We start from the raw sequence: 16916 nt of genomic DNA, 5'->3' as shown, positions 1-16916 counted from the left end.
AAGACCGACGATTATTCACCCCATCGAAGGAGAGCATTCATGGCTGTGTACGCCTGCGAGAAGTGCGGAATGAGCATCGGGACCATGACGTGCGGAAAGTGTGGCAAGGACCTGGTGCACAAGACGCTGAGCAAACCGGATGGAACCTCCGTGCACGTTTCCGAGTGCCCGGAAGGCCACGGTAAGGTCAAGTCGCCAATGTGCTGCGGTCAGGATATGTCCTGCAAGGTCGCCTGACTCAGAGATCAACGGAGAATCCCAACGACAACCTGAAGTCATCGCGGCTGGGTACGACCCCGTCGGCGTCTCGGCGCGGGTCTTCCACCCGGTCCCAGGCGAGCGACGCCGACAACTCGAAGATATCCCCCACCAGGTCAACGGTGAAAAGCGCCTCGGCGTGCTGGGTGCTCTGCTTCGCGTCCGGCACGCCGATCTGGGCGGAGTAGCTCGCCGACAGTTCGATATCGTCGGATATCTGCGTCGAAACGGGTGTCGGGCACCACCGACCCGGTCTCCTGACTGCCAGCGGCTCCCGGTTCGACTGACTCGAAACGCGTCTTGCGGTACGACCCGCCGAGTCCCACCGACCACTCCAGGTCGCCGGTGCGGTAGAAATAGTAGCCCACGCCGGCGCCAACCGTCGTACGCAACGCGATGTTCTGGAACTTGTCCGCGTACGCTTCCAGGCCAAGCAACGTAATGTAGAACTTGCGGCTCAGGAAGATGTTGAAGTCTGTGGTGCCGCGGTGGTTGTTGGTGGTCTGTGACCGGGATATTTCGCCAAAGTTGCCGGTGTATCCCAGATTGAGCTGGGACAGGGTTGCCTCGCGCCGGATCTTCACCAACGCGTTCATGTCGCTCTGGTTCGTGTTGCCGGAACGGCCGGTGAACCCGGCGCTTGCCTTCGCCGACCAGAAGTTGATCTCGCGCGGCTCCCCTTCGATGATCGAAAGCAGCTCCTGGCGCCGGAACTCCATCTCGCCGGCGGCAGTGGTTACCCGAATCACGCCGTCCCGCATGGACACAGTGCCGGTGGCAACGCGGTTGCCGGTGAAGGCCAGCGTGAGGACGCGCGGCGAGCGGAAGGCGGCGACGTCCTCCCAATCGATGACGAGATCATCCAGGTCGTCGCTGTCGAGATACAGTCTGAGGTCGCGAAACAGGTCGATGTTTCCGCCAACCCATTCCCCGGAACCGAGTTGCACCCAGTCCTTGCCGCCCGCGACCGGCTCCGGCGGGTGCCAGTCCCCGGCCAGGGCCGGCGTCGCCAGCAGCGCGGCGACCACCCACAGCCGCAACCCGATGGCGATTATGGGGTTGGCCAGAAACACGGCCACCATTCTGCCATCCCGCAAAACAAAAATTCAAGAACTCCCCCCGGATCTCAAACTTTCTGGGGTCCCGAGCGTATTTAGAACGTGACTGCGCGCCGCAGGCGCTGTCTCACAAGCAGGAGGTAAATGAAATGATTGTCACCCGGGAATACTGGGGAGACGTTGCCGTCATCAGCATTCACGGGAAACTCGTGGGTGGTCTGGAGAACTCGGAGAAGTGCCACGATTGTTTCGGCGAAACATTGCGTGCGGGCACCAAGTGTATCGTGGTTGCGCTGGGCGATGCCCCGTGGGCCAACAGCCAGGGCATCGGCATGCTGATCGGCGCCTACACGAGCGCCCGCAACGCCGGTGCTGATCTGGTCCTGGCAGAGGTGAGCACGCGCATTCGCGACGTGCTCGACGTCACAAAGCTCTCACTCATCTTCAGAACCTTCGACTCCGTAGCTGAAGCCGTGACCAGCCTAGAACGTGAATTGCCGCCGCACAACGGACAGAGTGTTGCCCGCGCGGAACTGACACCGATCGACTCCCACGATACCCGCCCGGCTAACGACAGAGACGAAAAGCTTCCCGCGCCGCATTGAGGGTTCGCGCAATTTCCACCTCACCGTGTGCGGTGGAGAGAAACGCGGCTTCGAATTGCGAAGGTGGAAGATACACGCCACGATCGAGCATCGCCGTGTGATAGGTCGCAAAGCGGGCGGTATCCGAACGGGCCGCGCTCTCCCAGTCCGTCACCGGGTTCTTGGCGAAGAACAACCCGAGCATTGCACCCACGCGGCGGCACTGCACCGGCACGCCGGCTTCCGCCGCCGCCGCACCGAGCCCTTCCACCAGCCGGTCGCCCGCGCGGTGCAGCTTCTGCCACGCCGATGGGTCACGCAGCACGTCGAGCGCGGCGATCCCGGCCGCCATCGCCAGCGGATTGCCGGATAGCGTTCCCGCCTGGTACACCGGTCCCTGCGGCGCAACGAGTTCCATGATGTCGCGGCGCCCGCCGTATACACCGACCGGCAATCCACCACCCACCACCTTGCCCAGGACGGTGAGGTCCGGACGAATGCCGTACAGCGCCTGCGCGCCACCGGGGTGAACACGAAAACCCGTCATGACCTCGTCGAAGATCAACAGAGAACCGAACTCCTCCGTCACCGCGCGCAGTTCCGCCAGGAACCCGTCGCGGGGCGGCACCAGCCCCATGTTCCCCACCACCGGTTCGACGATCACCGCGGCCACGTCTTCCGGGAACGCCTTGAACAGGGCGCGCACGGATTCGATGTCGTTGTAGGACGCGATCAGCGTGTCCGATACCGCACCGCGCGTGACGCCCGGCGAATCGGGAAGCCCGAGCGTGGCCGCCCCGGACCCGGCCTGCACCAGCAGCATGTCCGCGTGACCGTGATAGGCGCCCTGAAACTTGACCACCTTGCCGCGGCCGGTGGCGGCCCGCGCCAGGCGGATGGCGGACATGGCCGCCTCCGTTCCGGAATTGACGAAACGCAACAGCTCGACGTTGGGCATCATGGCGGTGATGCGGCGGGCGAGATCCACTTCCAGCGGGCTCGGCGCGCCGAAACTGGTGCCGCGCCCCGCCGTTTCGCGGATGGCCTCCACCACCCGCGGGTGCGCGTGGCCCAGGATGAGCGGTCCCCAGGAGAGCACGTAGTCGATGTAGCGATTGCCGTCCACGTCCACCAGGTAGGCGCCCTCGCCGCGATCGATGAACAGCGGCTTGCCGCCCACCGCCTTGAAGGCACGCACGGGCGAACTCACCCCGCCGGGCAGCAGCGTCATGGCCTCGGCGAACAGTGTCTCGGAGCGCGCCGTGTTCCGGGCGCGGTTTCCGGTCAGCGAAGCCATTCAGCCACGTCCTTTGCATGGTAGGAAATGATGACATCCGCGCCGGCACGCTTGATGGCGGTGAGTGTCTCCATGACCGCCTTCTGCTCGTCCATCCAGCCATTCGCCGCCGCGGCCTTGATCATCGAGTACTCCCCGCTCACGTTGTAGGCCGCAATCGGGTAGCCCTCGAAGCGGTCTCGCAGCATACGGATCACATCCAGGTAGGCCAGCGCAGGTTTGACCATCAGGAAGTCGGCGCCCTCTTCGATATCGCGCTCGGCTTCGCGCAACGCCTCGCGCGCGTTGCCGGGATCCATCTGGTGCGTCTTGCGATCCCCGAACTTGGGCGCGCCCTCAGCCGCGTCGCGGAAGGGGCCATAGAACGACGATGCGTACTTGACCGAGTACGACATGATGGCCACGTTGTTGAAGTCGGCCGTGTCCAGTGCGGTGCGGATGCTGTCCACCATGCCGTCGATCATCCCGCTCGGCGCCACCACGTCCGCGCCGGCCGCCGCGTGCGACAACGCCACGCGATCCAGGATCTCCAGCGTTTCGTCATTCAACAGGAACCCTTCCGGCAACGAGGCATGCGCGCGCTGCTCGCCACCCATGTTGAGGATGCCGCAGTGGCCGTGGTCGGTGTACTCGCACATGCAGACGTCGGTCACGACCACCATCTCGGGCACCGCGTGCTTGATGGCCCGCACCGCCTGTTGCACGATGCCATCCTCGGCAAAATTCTCCTCGCCGACTGGATCCTTGTGAGCGGGAATTCCGAAGAGCAGCACCGACGGCACGCCGACTCGGGCGGCGTTCTCCGCCTCGCGCACCGCCTCGTCCACGGACAACTGGAAGACCCCGGGCATGGAACCGATGGGCTTTCTCACCTCACGCCCGTGGGTAACAAAGAGCGGATACACGAAATCGTCCGCGGTCACGCTGGTTTCGCGCACCATGCGTCGCAACGATGGTGTGGCGCGCAGGCGTCGTTCGCGGCGCGTCATCACGCGCGCACTGGCTTTTCTGGTGGTCAGCATGTCGTTGATCATCGGAGAGCACCGCCTTTCAAGAACGCTTCGGTAAGAGATTCCACAAGACCTGTGGTTGTGTAAACCGAGGCCACCGCGTCCACGCGCAGTCCAAGTTCGCGCGCGGCACGTGCCGTCACCGGACCGATGCACGCGATGCACGCGCGCTCGGTGAGCGCGGAGCCGGGCAACTGTGTCCGCACTGCTTCCAGGAAGGACCTGACGGTGGATTCACTGGTAAAGAGGATTGCGTCGACGCCCTGGCGCATTTCGTCCATCACGCCGGCACTGATCGACTCGGAAACGGTTCGATAAACCGGCAGATCCGTGACCTGCGCGCCGCGGCGCTCCAGCAGTTCCGCCGTTTCCCTGCGCGCGATCTCCGCCCGCGGCAACAGCACGCGCTGCCCGGGTTGGAGGGGAAGGTCGCGGGCAAGTGCGTCACCCACGAACTGCTCCGGCATGAAGTCGGGTTCAATGCCACGCTCCCGCAGCGCGCGGGCCGTCGCGGTCCCGATGGCCGCCACCTTCGCCGCGAACTTGCTGCAGCGTTCGCAGAATACCTCGACGGCGTTGGCGCTGGTGAACACCACCCAGTCAAAGGAATCGATTCGTCGAATCGCGTCTTCCATTGGCGCGGGATCCGCCATGTGTTCGATACGGATGGCAGGTGCGCAGATGGGCACCGCGCCCAGATCCTGCAACCGCATACACAACTCCGCGGCCTGTTCACGTGGCCGCGTCACCACCACGCGGCGTCCACGCAGGGCCGGCGTGGTATCCGCCGGATATGCCGCGCGAAAGGAATCCAGGATGGCGCGGGCGCCGTCCTCCAGCGCACGTTCCGCAAGCTTCGCCGCCAGTTGGTCTGCGTCCACCCCCTCGCCCTCCACACGCACGATGCGGGCGCCGTCCGGCGATCCCACCAGGCCGAGCATTCGCACCGCTTGTCCGCTTGCCACCGCGTATGCGGCGATGGGCGCCGAACAGCCGCCACCCAGCCGCTGTAGAAACACGCGCTCGGCGGTGACGGCGGTGCGCAGCCCGGGCTCGTCAATTGCGGCCAGAAGCTGCAGGGTTTCCCCGTCGCCCGCACGACACTGCACACCCAGCGCACCCTGACCGGGTGCGGGCAGAAAGACGGCCGCGTCCAGGAACTGGGTGATGTGGCCGCCGAGGTCCAGGCGCACGAGCCCGGTGGCGGCGAGGATGGCGGCGTCGTACTGTCCCTCGAGAACCTTGCGCACCCGTGTTTCCACCTTGCCGCGAATGGGCTTCACGGTGACGTCCGGCCGCAGCGCCAGCAGTTGTGCCTGCCGCCGGATGCTGCTGGTTCCCACCACCGCGCCGCGCGGCAGCGTATCCAGGGTCCATCCGTTGCGAGCCACGACGCAATCACGCACGTCTGAGCGGCTGGCGATGGCGCCGATGGTGAAGGCGGTCCCGGACTCCACCGGCAGATCCTTGAGCGAGTGCACGGCAAGGTCGATCTCTCGCAGTTCGAGCGCGCGTTCGAGTTGCTCGGTGAAGACGCCCTTGCCTCCGATTTCGGGCAGGGCGGACTCGAGGTTGCGGTCGCCCTCGGTCACGTAGGTCCGAATCTCAATGGAGAGATCCGGCCAGCACCGCTTCAGACAATCGACGATATGATGGGTCTGCCACATCGCGAGCGCGGATTTTCGCGATCCCACGACGAGATGATTCTTGAGGCGCGGCCGCATGAAACACCCCCGTCAGTGCCCGAAGAGGTCGTGCACCACCCCGGCGTGCTGACTCCAGTCGTCCTCCTGGACGATCTGCTTCAGGCGCACCGTCGGTTCGCGCAGCAGGTTGTCGACGATGGAGCGCGAAAGCAGGTGGAGGTGTTCGCGCGTGTTCGGATCCGGGTTGCCCATGCGCTCGATGACGTTTTCGATCTCGCGGCGCCGGATCATCTCGGCGCGCCGGCGCATGTCTTCGATGATCGGCTCCACCTCGAGTTCGCGCAGATCCTTCACCATGTAGGTGAGTTCCTGTTCGATGATGGCCTCAACCTTTGGAACCTCCTGCTGGCGCGCGGCGAGCCCCTCGTCCAGACGCCCGCCGAGATCGTCGGCATCGAACAGGAACACGCCGGGGATCTTCCTGACCTCCGGATCGACATCGCGCGGCACGGCCACATCCACGAACACGAGCGGACGGCGTTCGCGCGCCTTCATTGCCCTTGCCACCGTTTCTGCGTCCACCATCACGTGCGGACATCGCGTGGTGCTGATGACCACGTCGGCCCATTCGATGGCCGCCGGCAGATCATCCATGGAGAAGGTCCGGCACCCCCAGCGCACGGCCACTTCGTCCGCACGCTCGCGCGTTCGGTTGGCAATGGCGATTTCGCGGACCTGTCGTGAGCGCAGCGCCTTGACGGCGATCGATCCCATGTCGCCCAGACCCAGCACCATGACGCGCCGGTCGCGCAACGACCCCACCACGCTCTGCGCGAGTGACACGGCAACCGAACTCGCGCTGGCCGGATTTAGCCCGATGGCGGTTTCACTGCGTGCGCGGCGTCCCGAACGAATGGCACGCCGGAACACGCGGTGCAGCGAGGGGCCGGCGGTCTTTTGGGTGTCGGCAACCTCGAGTGCGTCGGAGACCTGGCCGAGGATCTGCGGTTCACCCAGAACCAGTGAATCGAGCCCGGCAGCGACCCTGCACAGATGACGAATCGCATCCTGTCCCCACAGCACGATGGCGTGAGACGCAAGGTCGTCGGGGTTGAAACCAGTTGCAGCGGAGAGGAACTCGAAGACGCGCCGCGCATCCTCGGGTGCACCGCCGGAGAGTTTCGCGAAGAACTCAACGCGATTGCAGGTGGAAAGAACCGCCAGTTCATCCAGCGCCGCGCCGTCGCGCGCATCCGCCTTGCGGAACTGCGGCAGCAGTTGTCCGCAGCGCTCGGGGAGGTTGCCGTCAAACTTCTCGCGGTATTCGACGGGCGCCGTACGGTGCGTGATCCCGACACAGACGATTTGTTTAACCATGTTGGAATGCCACCCTGTTTAGACGTTGGATAACAATAAGGGAGTTGTTAGTCCGTAATTCAAGTATAGCAGCAAAACTATCTAAGTCTACCCGTTTGTGAAATTCGTAGCTAAGTTCGGGAAAAATTTTTTGCGCGCCCCGGGGGCCGGGAATCCGGTCAACCTGTTTCTTTATTGACAGTTACAGATACAGGCGGCCGGCCGGCAATGCGGCGGGCCAGCGCCTCGGCCAGGGTGGGGTCCTCGTTGAGGCAGGGAAGGTGGACGGCCTCCTTCCACGCCTGCCCGCGGAGGGCAATGCGGCCCTCGAGCTCGCTTTCCGCGTTGTCCGAGTAGAACCCGAAGGGGACGTAAACCACCCGTTGGTACCCGGCCGCGGCCACCCGGGCCAGCGCGTCCTCCACCGGCGGTTCGGTCCAGCGGCCACCGAACTTGTGGTTGAGCCAGGCGTTGATGACCATTCCGAAGCGCCCCGCGAGGCGCTGGGAGATCCCCGCCGCGACGCACTCGGTGGCCGCGCGGCCGGTCTCGATTCCCGGACGCGGGTCGAGCAGCGTTCCGTGCGCGGCCAGCACCAGCGCCCAGTCCGGACCGCCGATCCCCTTCTCGTCGAGCCGGCGCTCCACAAAACCCGCAGCAATGGCGGCGAAGTCCGCTTCCTCGACCGGTGGAACCACGCGCACCGGCGCCGGGCGCGCAGCGCGGCGGCGCTCCCAGTCGCGCAACGTCATGCGCGAGATGCCGTGCGTGAAGGACGAATCCGCCACGTACATCGGAACCACGTCCACCGCTTCGCCGGCCGGGATACCATCCAGCACGTCCGTAAGCAACGGATCGCGGAACTCGTATGCCACGTGCACCCGCCAGTCGCTGCCGTCGCCCTTCTCGGCCAGGGCGCGTTCCAGTGCGCCGGCCTGCGCCCGGGTAATCTCTTCCAGCGGCGAGGCGTAGCCTTCCGTACGCCACAGGCTGCGACGCGAGCGCGCACGCGCCAGCGCGATGATCGGGAGCACGGGGCGCGGAATCGGCGCGACGGTCCGGGTGAGTCCCAGCAGGATACGCCACGAGTACTTGAGCTGCGCACCGTAGTCGGGCGACGGCGGCTCGCCGTAGGTCAGCAGAATGACGTGCCGCACCGTCATGCCACACCCGCCACCGTGTCCACACCCAGCCCCGCCAGTATCCGGTGCGCGGCTGCGGCGCCGGATGCGATGGACGCGCCGAACGCGATTCCGTCGTAGGAACTGCCGCACAACTCGAGTCCGGGGTGCCGTGCCGCGCACGCGCGCGCCTCACGCAGCCGGTCCGCGTGCCCGAAATCGTACTGGGCGATGGCGTGCGGCCAGCGCCGGACCCAACTGCGCAGGGGCGGCGCGGTGATTCCCATGACGCGCGCGAGTTCCTCGCGTGCGCGTCGTTCAAGTTCCTCTGGTTCGAGCGATGCGATTTCGGGCCGCCGCGCGCCGCCTATCATGATGCGCAGCAGTGCGTGCCCCTCGGGGGCGCGTCCCGCGAACACGGACGACTCCCACAGCACCCCGATGGACTGCAGATCCTCGAACGCAGGGATGAGATAGCCGTAACCTTCGAGTGGCCCGGTGTGCGAGGCGTGGTACGCGAGCGCCACCACCGCCAGGCTGGAATACGGGAACGCGGCCAGGGTCCGCGCGAGTTCGGCGTCCAGGGCGTCCACCAGACGCGTCGCCTCCCGGGCCGGAAGCGCGAGCACCACGCGGTCCGCCGCAATCGCCGTCCCGTCCTCCAGCGCCACGTGCCACTGCCCTCCGTCGTTTGCGATTCCCCGCACGGCGACGCCCACCCGGACACTCGCACCGCAGCGATCGCGCAGCGCGCCGATGAGCACCTCCATGCCACCGTCGAAACTCACCAGCCGCGCCGGCTTCTGGCCGCGGCGCGCCATCATGGCGCGCACCAGGCTTCCGTGGTCGCGCTCCATTTCCTTCATGATCGGAAACGCCGATGCCACCGACAGCGCCCGGCTGTCACCGGCGGAAATTCCCGACACGGCGGCGTCGACCAGCACCTCGGCTGCCTCGCGGCCGATGCGCCGTTCGGCAAACTGGAAAACGCTCTCCTCGCCGGCCGGCGCCTTGCGCGCCCACGGTTCCATCATGAGTCGCAGTTTGCCCGCGGCGGAGAGGACATCGGACTTGATGAGGGTGGCGGGGCCGTCGGGGACGAGGCGCAGCTTGCCCCCACGAAGTATGAATCGGCGCCTGGCGGCGGGATTGGCTTCGATGACGCGCGACTCGAGACCGAGCATGCGCACCAGCCGCCCGGGTTCCGGTTCGCGCTCCTTGTCCAGGTATCCGTTGGGGCCACCCTCCACCAGAAAGCCGTCTTCGTACACGGTCCAGGCGTGGCCGCCGGTGCGGGTCCGTGCTTCCAGAACGTCGAGCGTGAGATCCGTACCCGCCGCGCGCGTGCCTTCCAGCAGGTGCGCCGCACACGTGAGCCCGGTAATGCCGGCCCCGATGACGACGATGCGCATGTTCCTATACCGTCCGGCTGAAGACCGGCTTGTCGCTCGAGCGTCCGCGCAGGTAGCGGTCGAATACCATGCACACGTTGCGCACGAACAAACGCCCGCGCGGCGTCACTTCGATGGCCTGCGGCGTGACGCGCACCAGGCCGTCCGCCACCGGTGAACCCGGCCCATCGAGTTCGGACAGTTCCTGAGCGAAGGTGTCGGCGAAGGACAACCCGAATTTCTGCTCCACCTCGGCAATGTCGAGGTAGAGGTTGCACATGAGATTCATGATGACGTGACGGCGCACGATGTCGGCCTCGTCCAGCCGCACCCCGCGTTCCACCGGCAGGCGGTTCTCGTCCAGGGCGCGGTAGTAGGCAGGCAGCTTCTTGACGTTCTGGACGTACGCGCCCTGCACATCGCCGATGCCGGAAATGCCCACCGCGAGCATGTCGCGCGCGCTCTGCACGGTGTAGCCCATGAAGTTGCGGTGCAGGCGGCGACCCTCGATGGCGCGGGAGAGTTCGTCGCCGGGCAGCGCGAAGTGATCCATCCCGATGGTTCGGTAGCCCGCGGCGGTGAAGGCGTCGATGGTGAGGCCCAGCAGTTCCAGCTTGAGCGTGGCGCCGGGGAGCGCGTCCTTGCTGATGTGCTTCATGTGGCCCTTGATCCAGGGCACGAACGCAAACGAATACGCCGCCACCCGCTCGGGGCGCATTTCAATGACCTCGTCCAGCGTGTGGCGGAACGCATCCACACTCTGGTACGGGAGGCCGTAGATGAGGTCGATGTTGACCGAGGCGTAGCCCTCGGTGCGCGCGTGATCCACCAGAGCCCGCGTCATCTGGTAGCTCTGCACGCGGTTGACCGCCTCCTGCACCTTGGGATCGAAGTCCTGCACACCCAGGGAGATGCGGTTGAACCCCGCCCCGCGCAGCACGCTCACATGCTCGTGCGACGTGGCGCGTGGATCCACCTCGATGCTGATCTCGGCGTCCGGCGTGAACTCGAAGCGCTCCGCGAACGCGCGGAACACATGCTCCAGTTGCTCCGGCGAAAAATACGTGGGCGTGCCGCCGCCCCAGTGCATCTGCGAAACACGGCGCCGGTTGGGCAGGTGTTCGGCCAGCAGCGCAATCTCGCGCTCCAGGTAGTCGAGGTAGCGTGCCGCGACGTCGCGGTGCCGGGTGATGACCACGTGGCAGCCGCAGTAGTAGCAACGCTCCTCGCAGAAGGGCATGTGCGCGTAGATCGACAGCGGCTGTCCGGATTGCGTATCCGCGGCGGCCAGCCGCTCGCGGTAGTCCGCTTCGGCGAACCCGGGATGAAACTCGACCGCGGTGGGATAAGACGTGTAGCGCGGTCCCGGCCTGTCGTAGCGGGCCAGCAGTTCCGCGGTGGTGGGTGCGGGTGACGCGCTCATGCGCGGTCCTTTACGGAGTCTGCGGCGCGCGCGGCTACGGTTTCCACCAGCGCCTCCACCGACGCGATGGGTGTCTCGGGCAGAATGCCGTGTCCGAGATTCATGATGTGCCCGGGCGCCGGACCCGCGGCGTCCAGTACCGCGCCGGCCTTCTCGCGCACCACATCCGGCGACGCGAACAGCACGTGCGGGTCGAGGTTGCCCTGCAGCGCCACGCTACCGCCGGTGATCGCGCGCGCCTGATCCATCGGCGTGCGCCAGCACACGCCCAGCACATCGGCGCCGGTCGCCGCGGCGTCGGCCAGCGTATGGCCGGCGGCGGGGGCAAAGTAGATCAGCGGGGCGTCGCCGCGATCGAGACGGCCGACCAGCCGCTGTACAGCCGGGAGCGCAAACGCGCGGTAGTCCGCCTGCGAAAGGATTCCCGCCCACGAATCGAAAATCTGTAACGCCTGGGCGCCGGAGCGAATCTGGAAGTTGAGATAGTCGGCCATCCCGTCCGCGAGTTTCTCGAGCAGATGGGTCAGCGTGGCGGGCTCGCGGAACATCATCTTCTTCACTTCGCCGAAGCCCTGGCGTCCCTCGCCCTCCACCATGTAGGCGGCGAGCGTGAACGGCGCGCCGCAGAAACCGATCACCGGCACCTTTCCCGCCAGCTCGCGGCGCAGCAGCGCCAGTGCCTGCCCCACATAGGGAACGACCTCTTCCATGGGCGCCGCGGACAGGGCATCCACCTGCGCGCGGCTGCGAATGGGCGTCGCGAGCCGCGGCCCGGGATCGAAGTTGAGCGGACAGCCGATGGCCTCGACCGGAATGAGTATGTCGGAGAAGAGGATGGCGGCGTCGAAACCAAAACGGCGGATGGGCTGGAGCGTGACTTCGGCGGCGAGGTCGGGGGTCTTGCACAGGGTGAGGAAATCGACCCGTTGCCGGAGTTCGCGGTATTCCGGCAGATAGCGCCCCGCCTGGCGCATAACCCACAGGGGAGGTCGGTCGACCGGCTGTCGCCGGCAAGCTTTCAGGAAACGATCATTCACGTGCAGCCACCCGCACACAGTATATGCCCTGGCGGTCACGCATGGAAGCGGACTGTGTGAAAAACTTCACTTCTTTCGCAATCACGCGGCGCGTGCCGCCGAGCGATTCCAAATCGCATGTCATTGTCGATTTGGTCGGTCGCGCGCGACATGCGGGTTGACCGGAGGGCCCCCGGCGGGTTTTCCTCCCGGTTCCGGGGACACCCGAAGGAGGACATCTGCGCGCCATCCCCATCATTGTGCTGACCGCCCTGCTCGCCGCCGCGCCGTGTCACGCCGACTCACCCTACAGTCTCAATCCGAAGTTGGAATGGACGCTCCTTGGCACCGGTGCGTTGCTCGACGCGGTGAGCGTCATCCTGGTGGGCCAGGTTGAACCGTTCACGGTCGACGAGCTGGACCGCCTGGATGTAAACGACATCAATTCCTTCGACCGCAACGGCATGCACCCGTATCACGACGGCAGCGTGGGCGATGTTCTGGTGGCGACCACGTACTTGCTGCCCCTCACCTTTCTCGCCAACGACGACATGCGCCGGGACTGGCGGACGCTGGGACTCATGTGGGTGGAAGCGAACATGATCAACCTGGGCATCGACGGGGTGGTGAAGGCCACCGTGAAGCGCCCGCGTCCCTACGCGTATGACCCGAACGCGCCACTGGACAAGCGAACCGACAGCAGCGCACGCCTTTCGTTCTACTCCGGGCACACCACCGGGGCGGCGCTGAACTGCTTCTTCGCGGCGCGGGTCTTCTCCGATTATATCTCCAGCAAACGCGCCAGGATTGCCATCTGGACCGGCGCCGCCGCCATCCCCGCCGTGGTGGGCTATATCCGCGTTGACTCCGGCCGGCATTTCCGCACCGACGTGATCACCGGCTACGTGGTCGGCGCCGCGATCGGTTACCTGGTACCCGAGTTGCACCGGCACCCGTCCGATCGACTTTCGCTCGAGCCCGCGGCGGTGCTCGGGGACGCCGGACTCGCCCTCAACGTATCCTTCTGATCCAACCCTGCTGCTGCACTGCACTTGATCCGGTCCGGGACATTTGATGCCAATGCATCATGGCGCCGCGCGATGCCAATGACTATGGGTAGAGGTGAGATAAGCTGCAGAGCAATGACACTGGGGGCGGCTCTGGCTCCCAATCAATCAGTATCCTTACAAGGAGACATTGGAAATGTACGGACGGAAGGTTTCATTCGACTTGAAGCCGAACAGCCTGAATGACTTCAATCGTCGTCAGGAGGCCGACATTGTCCCCATTCTGCGCAGGCAGAAGGGTTTCCAGGACGTGATCACCCTGGTAACGCCGGATAAGAAGCATGTCCAGGCGATCAGCCTGTGGGACAAGGCCGAGAGCGCCGAGGCGTACGATCGCGCCGGCTTCCCGGAAGTAACCAAACTTCTGGCAAGCGTGATCGATGGCAAACCGCGCGTCGAGACCATGGAGGTAGCGACGTCGACGATCCACAAGGCGACTAACAAGTAGCCATCGGTGTTGTTCGCTTCAACCTGGGGGCGGGGCTCAAGCCCGCCCCCTTGTTTTTCTGTGGGGTAGAAGTCAGCGCATGTTGCGCCGCGACGCCGTGTACTGGCGCTGCAGGCGGTGGGTGGCCTTGCGAACATCGCGATCCGAGAACGTACGTCCCGTCGCGTCCGCTGCGCGCCGCACCTCATCTTCGGTGACACCACCCCGGCTCGCGCGCCAGTCCATCTCGTCGCCGTATTCCTTCTCAAACCTGGTTACGAAGTTGGTTGCGTTCCAGGACACGTGCGGTTCGGGGGGGCGGCGCTGCAGAACCGTCTCGATCATCTTGTCCACCGGCATGCCGGTGACGAAGAGCTTCTCGTGACCATCGCGCTGGTCCAGTTCCTGTCCGGCCGGCGCGGTGGTGATGGTGAACCCGTGCCCCGCCTCGTTCATGGAAGCAATGTCCATGAAGCTCGCCGTGAGCGGGTGCGTGTAGACCACCGCGCACAGCGAGTGGCGCGTGTGCCCGAAGGCCGTCAGGAGCACGCCCTTCATGGGATCCGCGCGATAGGTACCGATGCGGGTGAAACCGTGCGCCTCCAGCGGACGCGCGAACTTCTTCACGTCCGCGGCGTGCCGGCGACTGGCCGTCACCGGAACCAGGTGCACACGCGGGGGCGGAACCATGGCCGACATGAAACGGCGGATGGTGCGGACGATGGCCAGCACCAGGCCGGCGACTAAGACGATCAGAAATAGATTGAACGTGAGATCCAAGGGGGCCTCCACGGCACATCCGGCTCCGCGGCCCGGTCCCCGGGGCGCGGCAGCAACGGCCCGGCGGACAATGCATCCCGCGTGCCAGCGACGGCGGGCAGCCGAGACGATCTTGCGGTCCTTCATGGGAAGCCGGGGTTATTCCGGTAACAGTTGCAGCGCGGTGGCAACACCCAGCACGCCATGTCCCCTCTGTACGCCCCCCCGCCGGCGATGTATCATCCCGCGATCCTGGCCCGGTGCGGCCAGGGTCACCCCAACCAGGAGGACCCGTGCAAACGGTGGAAACCAAATCGCTGCCGGAGAATGCCTACACCACGCTCGCGCCGGGCGAGGTCTACAAGCCGGTCGTGCCCGCAACGACCGTCATCCCCGAGGTGACCTTCCGCAGCGTCCTCTGGGGCACCCTCCTGTGCATCGTCTTCACCGTCGCGTCGGTCTATTCCGGCCTCAAGGTGGGCCAGGTGATGGAGGCGGCAATTCCCATCTCCATTCTCGCCATCGGCATCGCGCGCGCCTTCCCGCGCCGCTCGACCATTCTCGAGAACGTCATCATCACCGGCATCGGCGGTGTCTCGGGTTCGGTGGTGGCGGGCGCCATTTTCACCCTGCCCGCGCTGTACATCCTGAACCTGGATCCACACCCGTTGCAGTCCACTTTCATCTGCCTCGCGGGCGGCTGCCTGGGGATGCTGTTTCTCATTCCCTTGCGCCGCTACTTCGTGCGCGACATGCATGGCCAGTACCCCTACCCGGAGGCCACCGCCATCACCGAGGTGCTCGTCACCGGTGAGAAGGGCGGTTCGCAAGCGAAGCTCCTGCTGCAGGCCACGTTCCTCTCCGGCGTGTACGACTTCCTCGTGACGACATTCAGCGTGTGGAAGGAGATCCTCACCTTCCGATTCATCCCCGTCGTGGAGAAACTCGCCACCAGTGCGCGGGTGGCGGTGAGTTTCGATGCCACGGCGTTCATTCTCGGGCTCGGCTACGTAATGGGCCTGCGCTCGTCCATGATCCTGGTGGCGGGCGGTGTACTGTCCAATTTTGTCATCGTTCCGCTGGTGTGGATGATCGGTCAACACAACCCGGCGATGCTGGTGCACCCCGGCGCCGTCCCCATCGCGGAAATGGACGCGACCCAGATATTCCGTTCCTACGCGCGCTTCGCCGGTGTCGGCGCCATCGCCACCGCCGGCATCTTCGGCATCGTCAAGTCGCTGCGCGTGGTGGCGGGATCCATCGGTGTGGCACTGAAGGCGTTTCGCGGGGGCGAGGGCTCCGCGCTGGCGCGCACCGACCGGGATATCTCCATCATGGCGCAGCTCATCGGCGTCGTGCTCAGCGCGGTCGGCGTGGCGGTTCTGTTTGCCACCCTCGGCACGTCTCCCGTCGTGGTGATCATCGGTCTCCTGCTCGCTTTGTTCTTCTCGTTCTTCTTTACCTCGGTGGCAGCGCTGTGCATCGCCACCACGGCGCGCAACCCGGTATCGGGCATGACCATGCTGACCATCATCGTCTCCTCGGTGGTGCTGTTGCAGTTCGGGTTATCCGGGACGACGGGGATGTTCTTCGTCATGATGATCGCGGGCATGGTGTGCACCGCGCTTTCGGTGTCCGGCCAGGCCATCACCGACCTCAAGACGGGGTACTGGCTGGGGTCGTCGCCCTACCAGCAGGAACGCTTCAAGTTCATCGGCATTCTGGCCTCGGCGGTTGCCGCGGCGCTCACCATCGCGGTGCTGGCCAAGGTGTTCGTGTTTGGAGAAGCGGTGCCGGGCGACGCGCGGCCCATTCTGGAATCGCCGCAGGCGGCGATCATGAAGGAACTCGTGCACAGCTTCATGAGCCGCGAGCCGGTGGCGGTGATCCTGTTCTTCGCCGGGGCCATGGTGACGGTCATCATGGAGATGCTGGGCGTGCCGGCGCTTATCTTTGCGCTGGGCATGTACCTGCCGCTGTATCTCAACTCCCCCGCCCTGGTGGGCGGCATTCTGGCGCACTACCTGAACCGGCGCGCCGGCAAGGTCGGGGGCCACCGTGGCGCCTCGATCCGCGAGCGCGGTGTCGTCATCGCCTCCGGGCTGATGGCCGGCGGAGCGCTGGGCGGCGTGCTGGGCGCGGCAATGCGGTTGATTCCGGGGTACTCCGAGACGTGGATCAAGACGCCGTTCTTCGACATCGACCCGATCTCCCAGACCGTTTCGGCCGTGGGGTTCGCCGGCTTCGTGGCCTACACGTGGTGGGCGGCGCAGCGCAACGACAAGGCCTGAGGCCCCCCACCGGAGGGCCCGGGGGTGGCACAGCTGCCCCGTGCTTTCGGGGGTGGCCTGTGTTAGAATCGCCCTGGAGACGACCCCTCTCCCGGGTCATCCAAAGCGCTCCTCGTGAATCAGTAACGTCAAGACCTCGAGGCAACTCATCCTCGACCTGGAGCGCAGTGTCAGCGTGCGGGCGGTGCCCAGGGTATTTGACCGTGCACGCG

15 protein-coding genes are annotated in these 16916 nt (G+C 65.6%); 5 read left to right on the top strand and 10 right to left on the bottom strand.

Features of this window, described 5'->3' with window-relative positions; genetic code table 11:
* The first annotated feature begins 39 nt into the window (after positions 1–39).
* Entirely contained in the window at positions 40–237 is a 198-nt protein-coding gene (locus OEX18_00425; GenBank protein MDH4335727.1) for a hypothetical protein, read from the top strand.
* A gap of 137 nt (positions 238–374) precedes the next feature.
* Here the strand turns inward: OEX18_00425 and OEX18_00420 are convergent, their stop codons facing one another.
* On the bottom strand, positions 375–1340 hold the full coding sequence (locus tag OEX18_00420; protein ID MDH4335726.1) for a DUF481 domain-containing protein: 966 nt from the start codon (positions 1338–1340) through the stop codon (positions 375–377).
* Between the two features lie 125 nt (positions 1341–1465).
* On the opposite strand from OEX18_00420, the gene OEX18_00415 reads away from it, so the two are divergent.
* On the top strand, positions 1466–1921 hold the full coding sequence (locus tag OEX18_00415) for an STAS domain-containing protein (GenBank protein ID MDH4335725.1): 456 nt from the start codon (positions 1466–1468) through the stop codon (positions 1919–1921).
* On the opposite strand, the gene hemL is transcribed toward OEX18_00415, so the two are convergent.
* The 8 genes from hemL to hemE form a co-directional block, all read right to left on the bottom strand.
* Positions 1884–3197, bottom strand: a complete 1314-nt coding sequence (hemL, locus tag OEX18_00410) for a glutamate-1-semialdehyde 2,1-aminomutase (protein ID MDH4335724.1) — start codon at positions 3195–3197, stop codon at positions 1884–1886. The two genes, OEX18_00415 and hemL, sit on opposite strands and share 38 nt — an antisense overlap.
* On the bottom strand, positions 3185–4219 hold the full coding sequence (gene hemB, locus OEX18_00405) for a porphobilinogen synthase (GenBank protein MDH4335723.1): 1035 nt from the start codon (positions 4217–4219) through the stop codon (positions 3185–3187). The genes hemL and hemB overlap by 13 nt, the downstream gene beginning before the upstream one ends.
* An 8-nt stretch (positions 4220–4227) precedes the next feature.
* Entirely contained in the window at positions 4228–5901 is a 1674-nt protein-coding gene (gene hemC / locus OEX18_00400; protein ID MDH4335722.1) for a hydroxymethylbilane synthase, read from the bottom strand.
* A gap of 42 nt (positions 5902–5943) precedes the next feature.
* Positions 5944–7230, bottom strand: a complete 1287-nt coding sequence (hemA, locus tag OEX18_00395; protein MDH4335721.1) for a glutamyl-tRNA reductase — start codon at positions 7228–7230, stop codon at positions 5944–5946.
* Between the two features lie 158 nt (positions 7231–7388).
* A complete protein-coding gene (locus OEX18_00390; protein ID MDH4335720.1) occupies positions 7389–8372 on the bottom strand; it encodes a ferrochelatase in 984 nt (327 codons plus the stop codon).
* Positions 8369–9742: a protoporphyrinogen oxidase gene (hemG, locus tag OEX18_00385; protein MDH4335719.1), complete on the bottom strand. Its 1374-nt coding sequence runs from the start codon at positions 9740–9742 to the stop codon at positions 8369–8371. The genes OEX18_00390 and hemG overlap by 4 nt, the downstream gene beginning before the upstream one ends.
* A gap of 4 nt (positions 9743–9746) precedes the next feature.
* Positions 9747–11144, bottom strand: a complete 1398-nt coding sequence (hemN, locus tag OEX18_00380) for an oxygen-independent coproporphyrinogen III oxidase (protein MDH4335718.1) — start codon at positions 11142–11144, stop codon at positions 9747–9749.
* A complete protein-coding gene (gene hemE / locus OEX18_00375) occupies positions 11141–12181 on the bottom strand; it encodes a uroporphyrinogen decarboxylase (GenBank protein ID MDH4335717.1) in 1041 nt (346 codons plus the stop codon). The genes hemN and hemE overlap by 4 nt, the downstream gene beginning before the upstream one ends.
* A gap of 239 nt (positions 12182–12420) precedes the next feature.
* Between hemE and OEX18_00370 the strand changes: the two genes are divergently transcribed.
* Both OEX18_00370 and OEX18_00365 read left to right on the top strand, forming a co-directional pair.
* Complete coding sequence (locus OEX18_00370; protein ID MDH4335716.1) at positions 12421–13188, top strand: phosphatase PAP2 family protein; 768 nt, start codon at positions 12421–12423, stop codon at positions 13186–13188.
* A 175-nt stretch (positions 13189–13363) separates the two neighbouring features.
* Positions 13364–13675, top strand: a complete 312-nt coding sequence (locus OEX18_00365; GenBank protein ID MDH4335715.1) for a hypothetical protein — start codon at positions 13364–13366, stop codon at positions 13673–13675.
* A gap of 72 nt (positions 13676–13747) precedes the next feature.
* Here OEX18_00365 and OEX18_00360 read toward each other — a convergent pair whose 3' ends face one another.
* The gene (locus tag OEX18_00360; protein MDH4335714.1) at positions 13748–14434 is read right to left on the bottom strand and encodes a hypothetical protein; all 687 of its coding nucleotides are present in this window, start codon (positions 14432–14434) and stop codon (positions 13748–13750) included.
* Between the two features lie 272 nt (positions 14435–14706).
* On the opposite strand from OEX18_00360, the gene OEX18_00355 reads away from it, so the two are divergent.
* Positions 14707–16704, top strand: coding sequence for an oligopeptide transporter, OPT family (locus OEX18_00355; GenBank protein MDH4335713.1), 1998 nt, complete (start codon positions 14707–14709; stop codon positions 16702–16704).
* Positions 16705–16916: the final 212 nt, after the last annotated feature.

It is taken from the genome of Candidatus Krumholzibacteriia bacterium (assembly GCA_029865265.1).
Lineage (GTDB): Bacteria > Krumholzibacteriota > Krumholzibacteriia > WVZY01 > JAKEHA01 > JAKEHA01.
The sequence above is the reverse complement of the archived record's forward strand: the minus strand, read 5'-3'. Positions and strand labels throughout refer to the sequence as shown.

Coding starts and splice junctions, on each gene's coding strand:
- OEX18_00425 (MDH4335727.1), top strand. CDS start 40: ATGGCTGTGTACGCCTGCGAGAAGTGCGGAATGAGCATCGGGACCATG.
- OEX18_00420 (MDH4335726.1), bottom strand. CDS start 1,340: ATGGTGGCCGTGTTTCTGGCCAACCCCATAATCGCCATCGGGTTGCGG.
- OEX18_00415 (MDH4335725.1), top strand. CDS start 1,466: ATGATTGTCACCCGGGAATACTGGGGAGACGTTGCCGTCATCAGCATT.
- hemL (MDH4335724.1), bottom strand. CDS start 3,197: ATGGCTTCGCTGACCGGAAACCGCGCCCGGAACACGGCGCGCTCCGAG.
- hemB (MDH4335723.1), bottom strand. CDS start 4,219: ATGCTGACCACCAGAAAAGCCAGTGCGCGCGTGATGACGCGCCGCGAA.
- hemA (MDH4335721.1), bottom strand. CDS start 7,230: ATGGTTAAACAAATCGTCTGTGTCGGGATCACGCACCGTACGGCGCCC.
- OEX18_00390 (MDH4335720.1), bottom strand. CDS start 8,372: ATGACGGTGCGGCACGTCATTCTGCTGACCTACGGCGAGCCGCCGTCG.
- hemG (MDH4335719.1), bottom strand. CDS start 9,742: ATGCGCATCGTCGTCATCGGGGCCGGCATTACCGGGCTCACGTGTGCG.
- hemN (MDH4335718.1), bottom strand. CDS start 11,144: ATGAGCGCGTCACCCGCACCCACCACCGCGGAACTGCTGGCCCGCTAC.
- OEX18_00365 (MDH4335715.1), top strand. CDS start 13,364: ATGTACGGACGGAAGGTTTCATTCGACTTGAAGCCGAACAGCCTGAAT.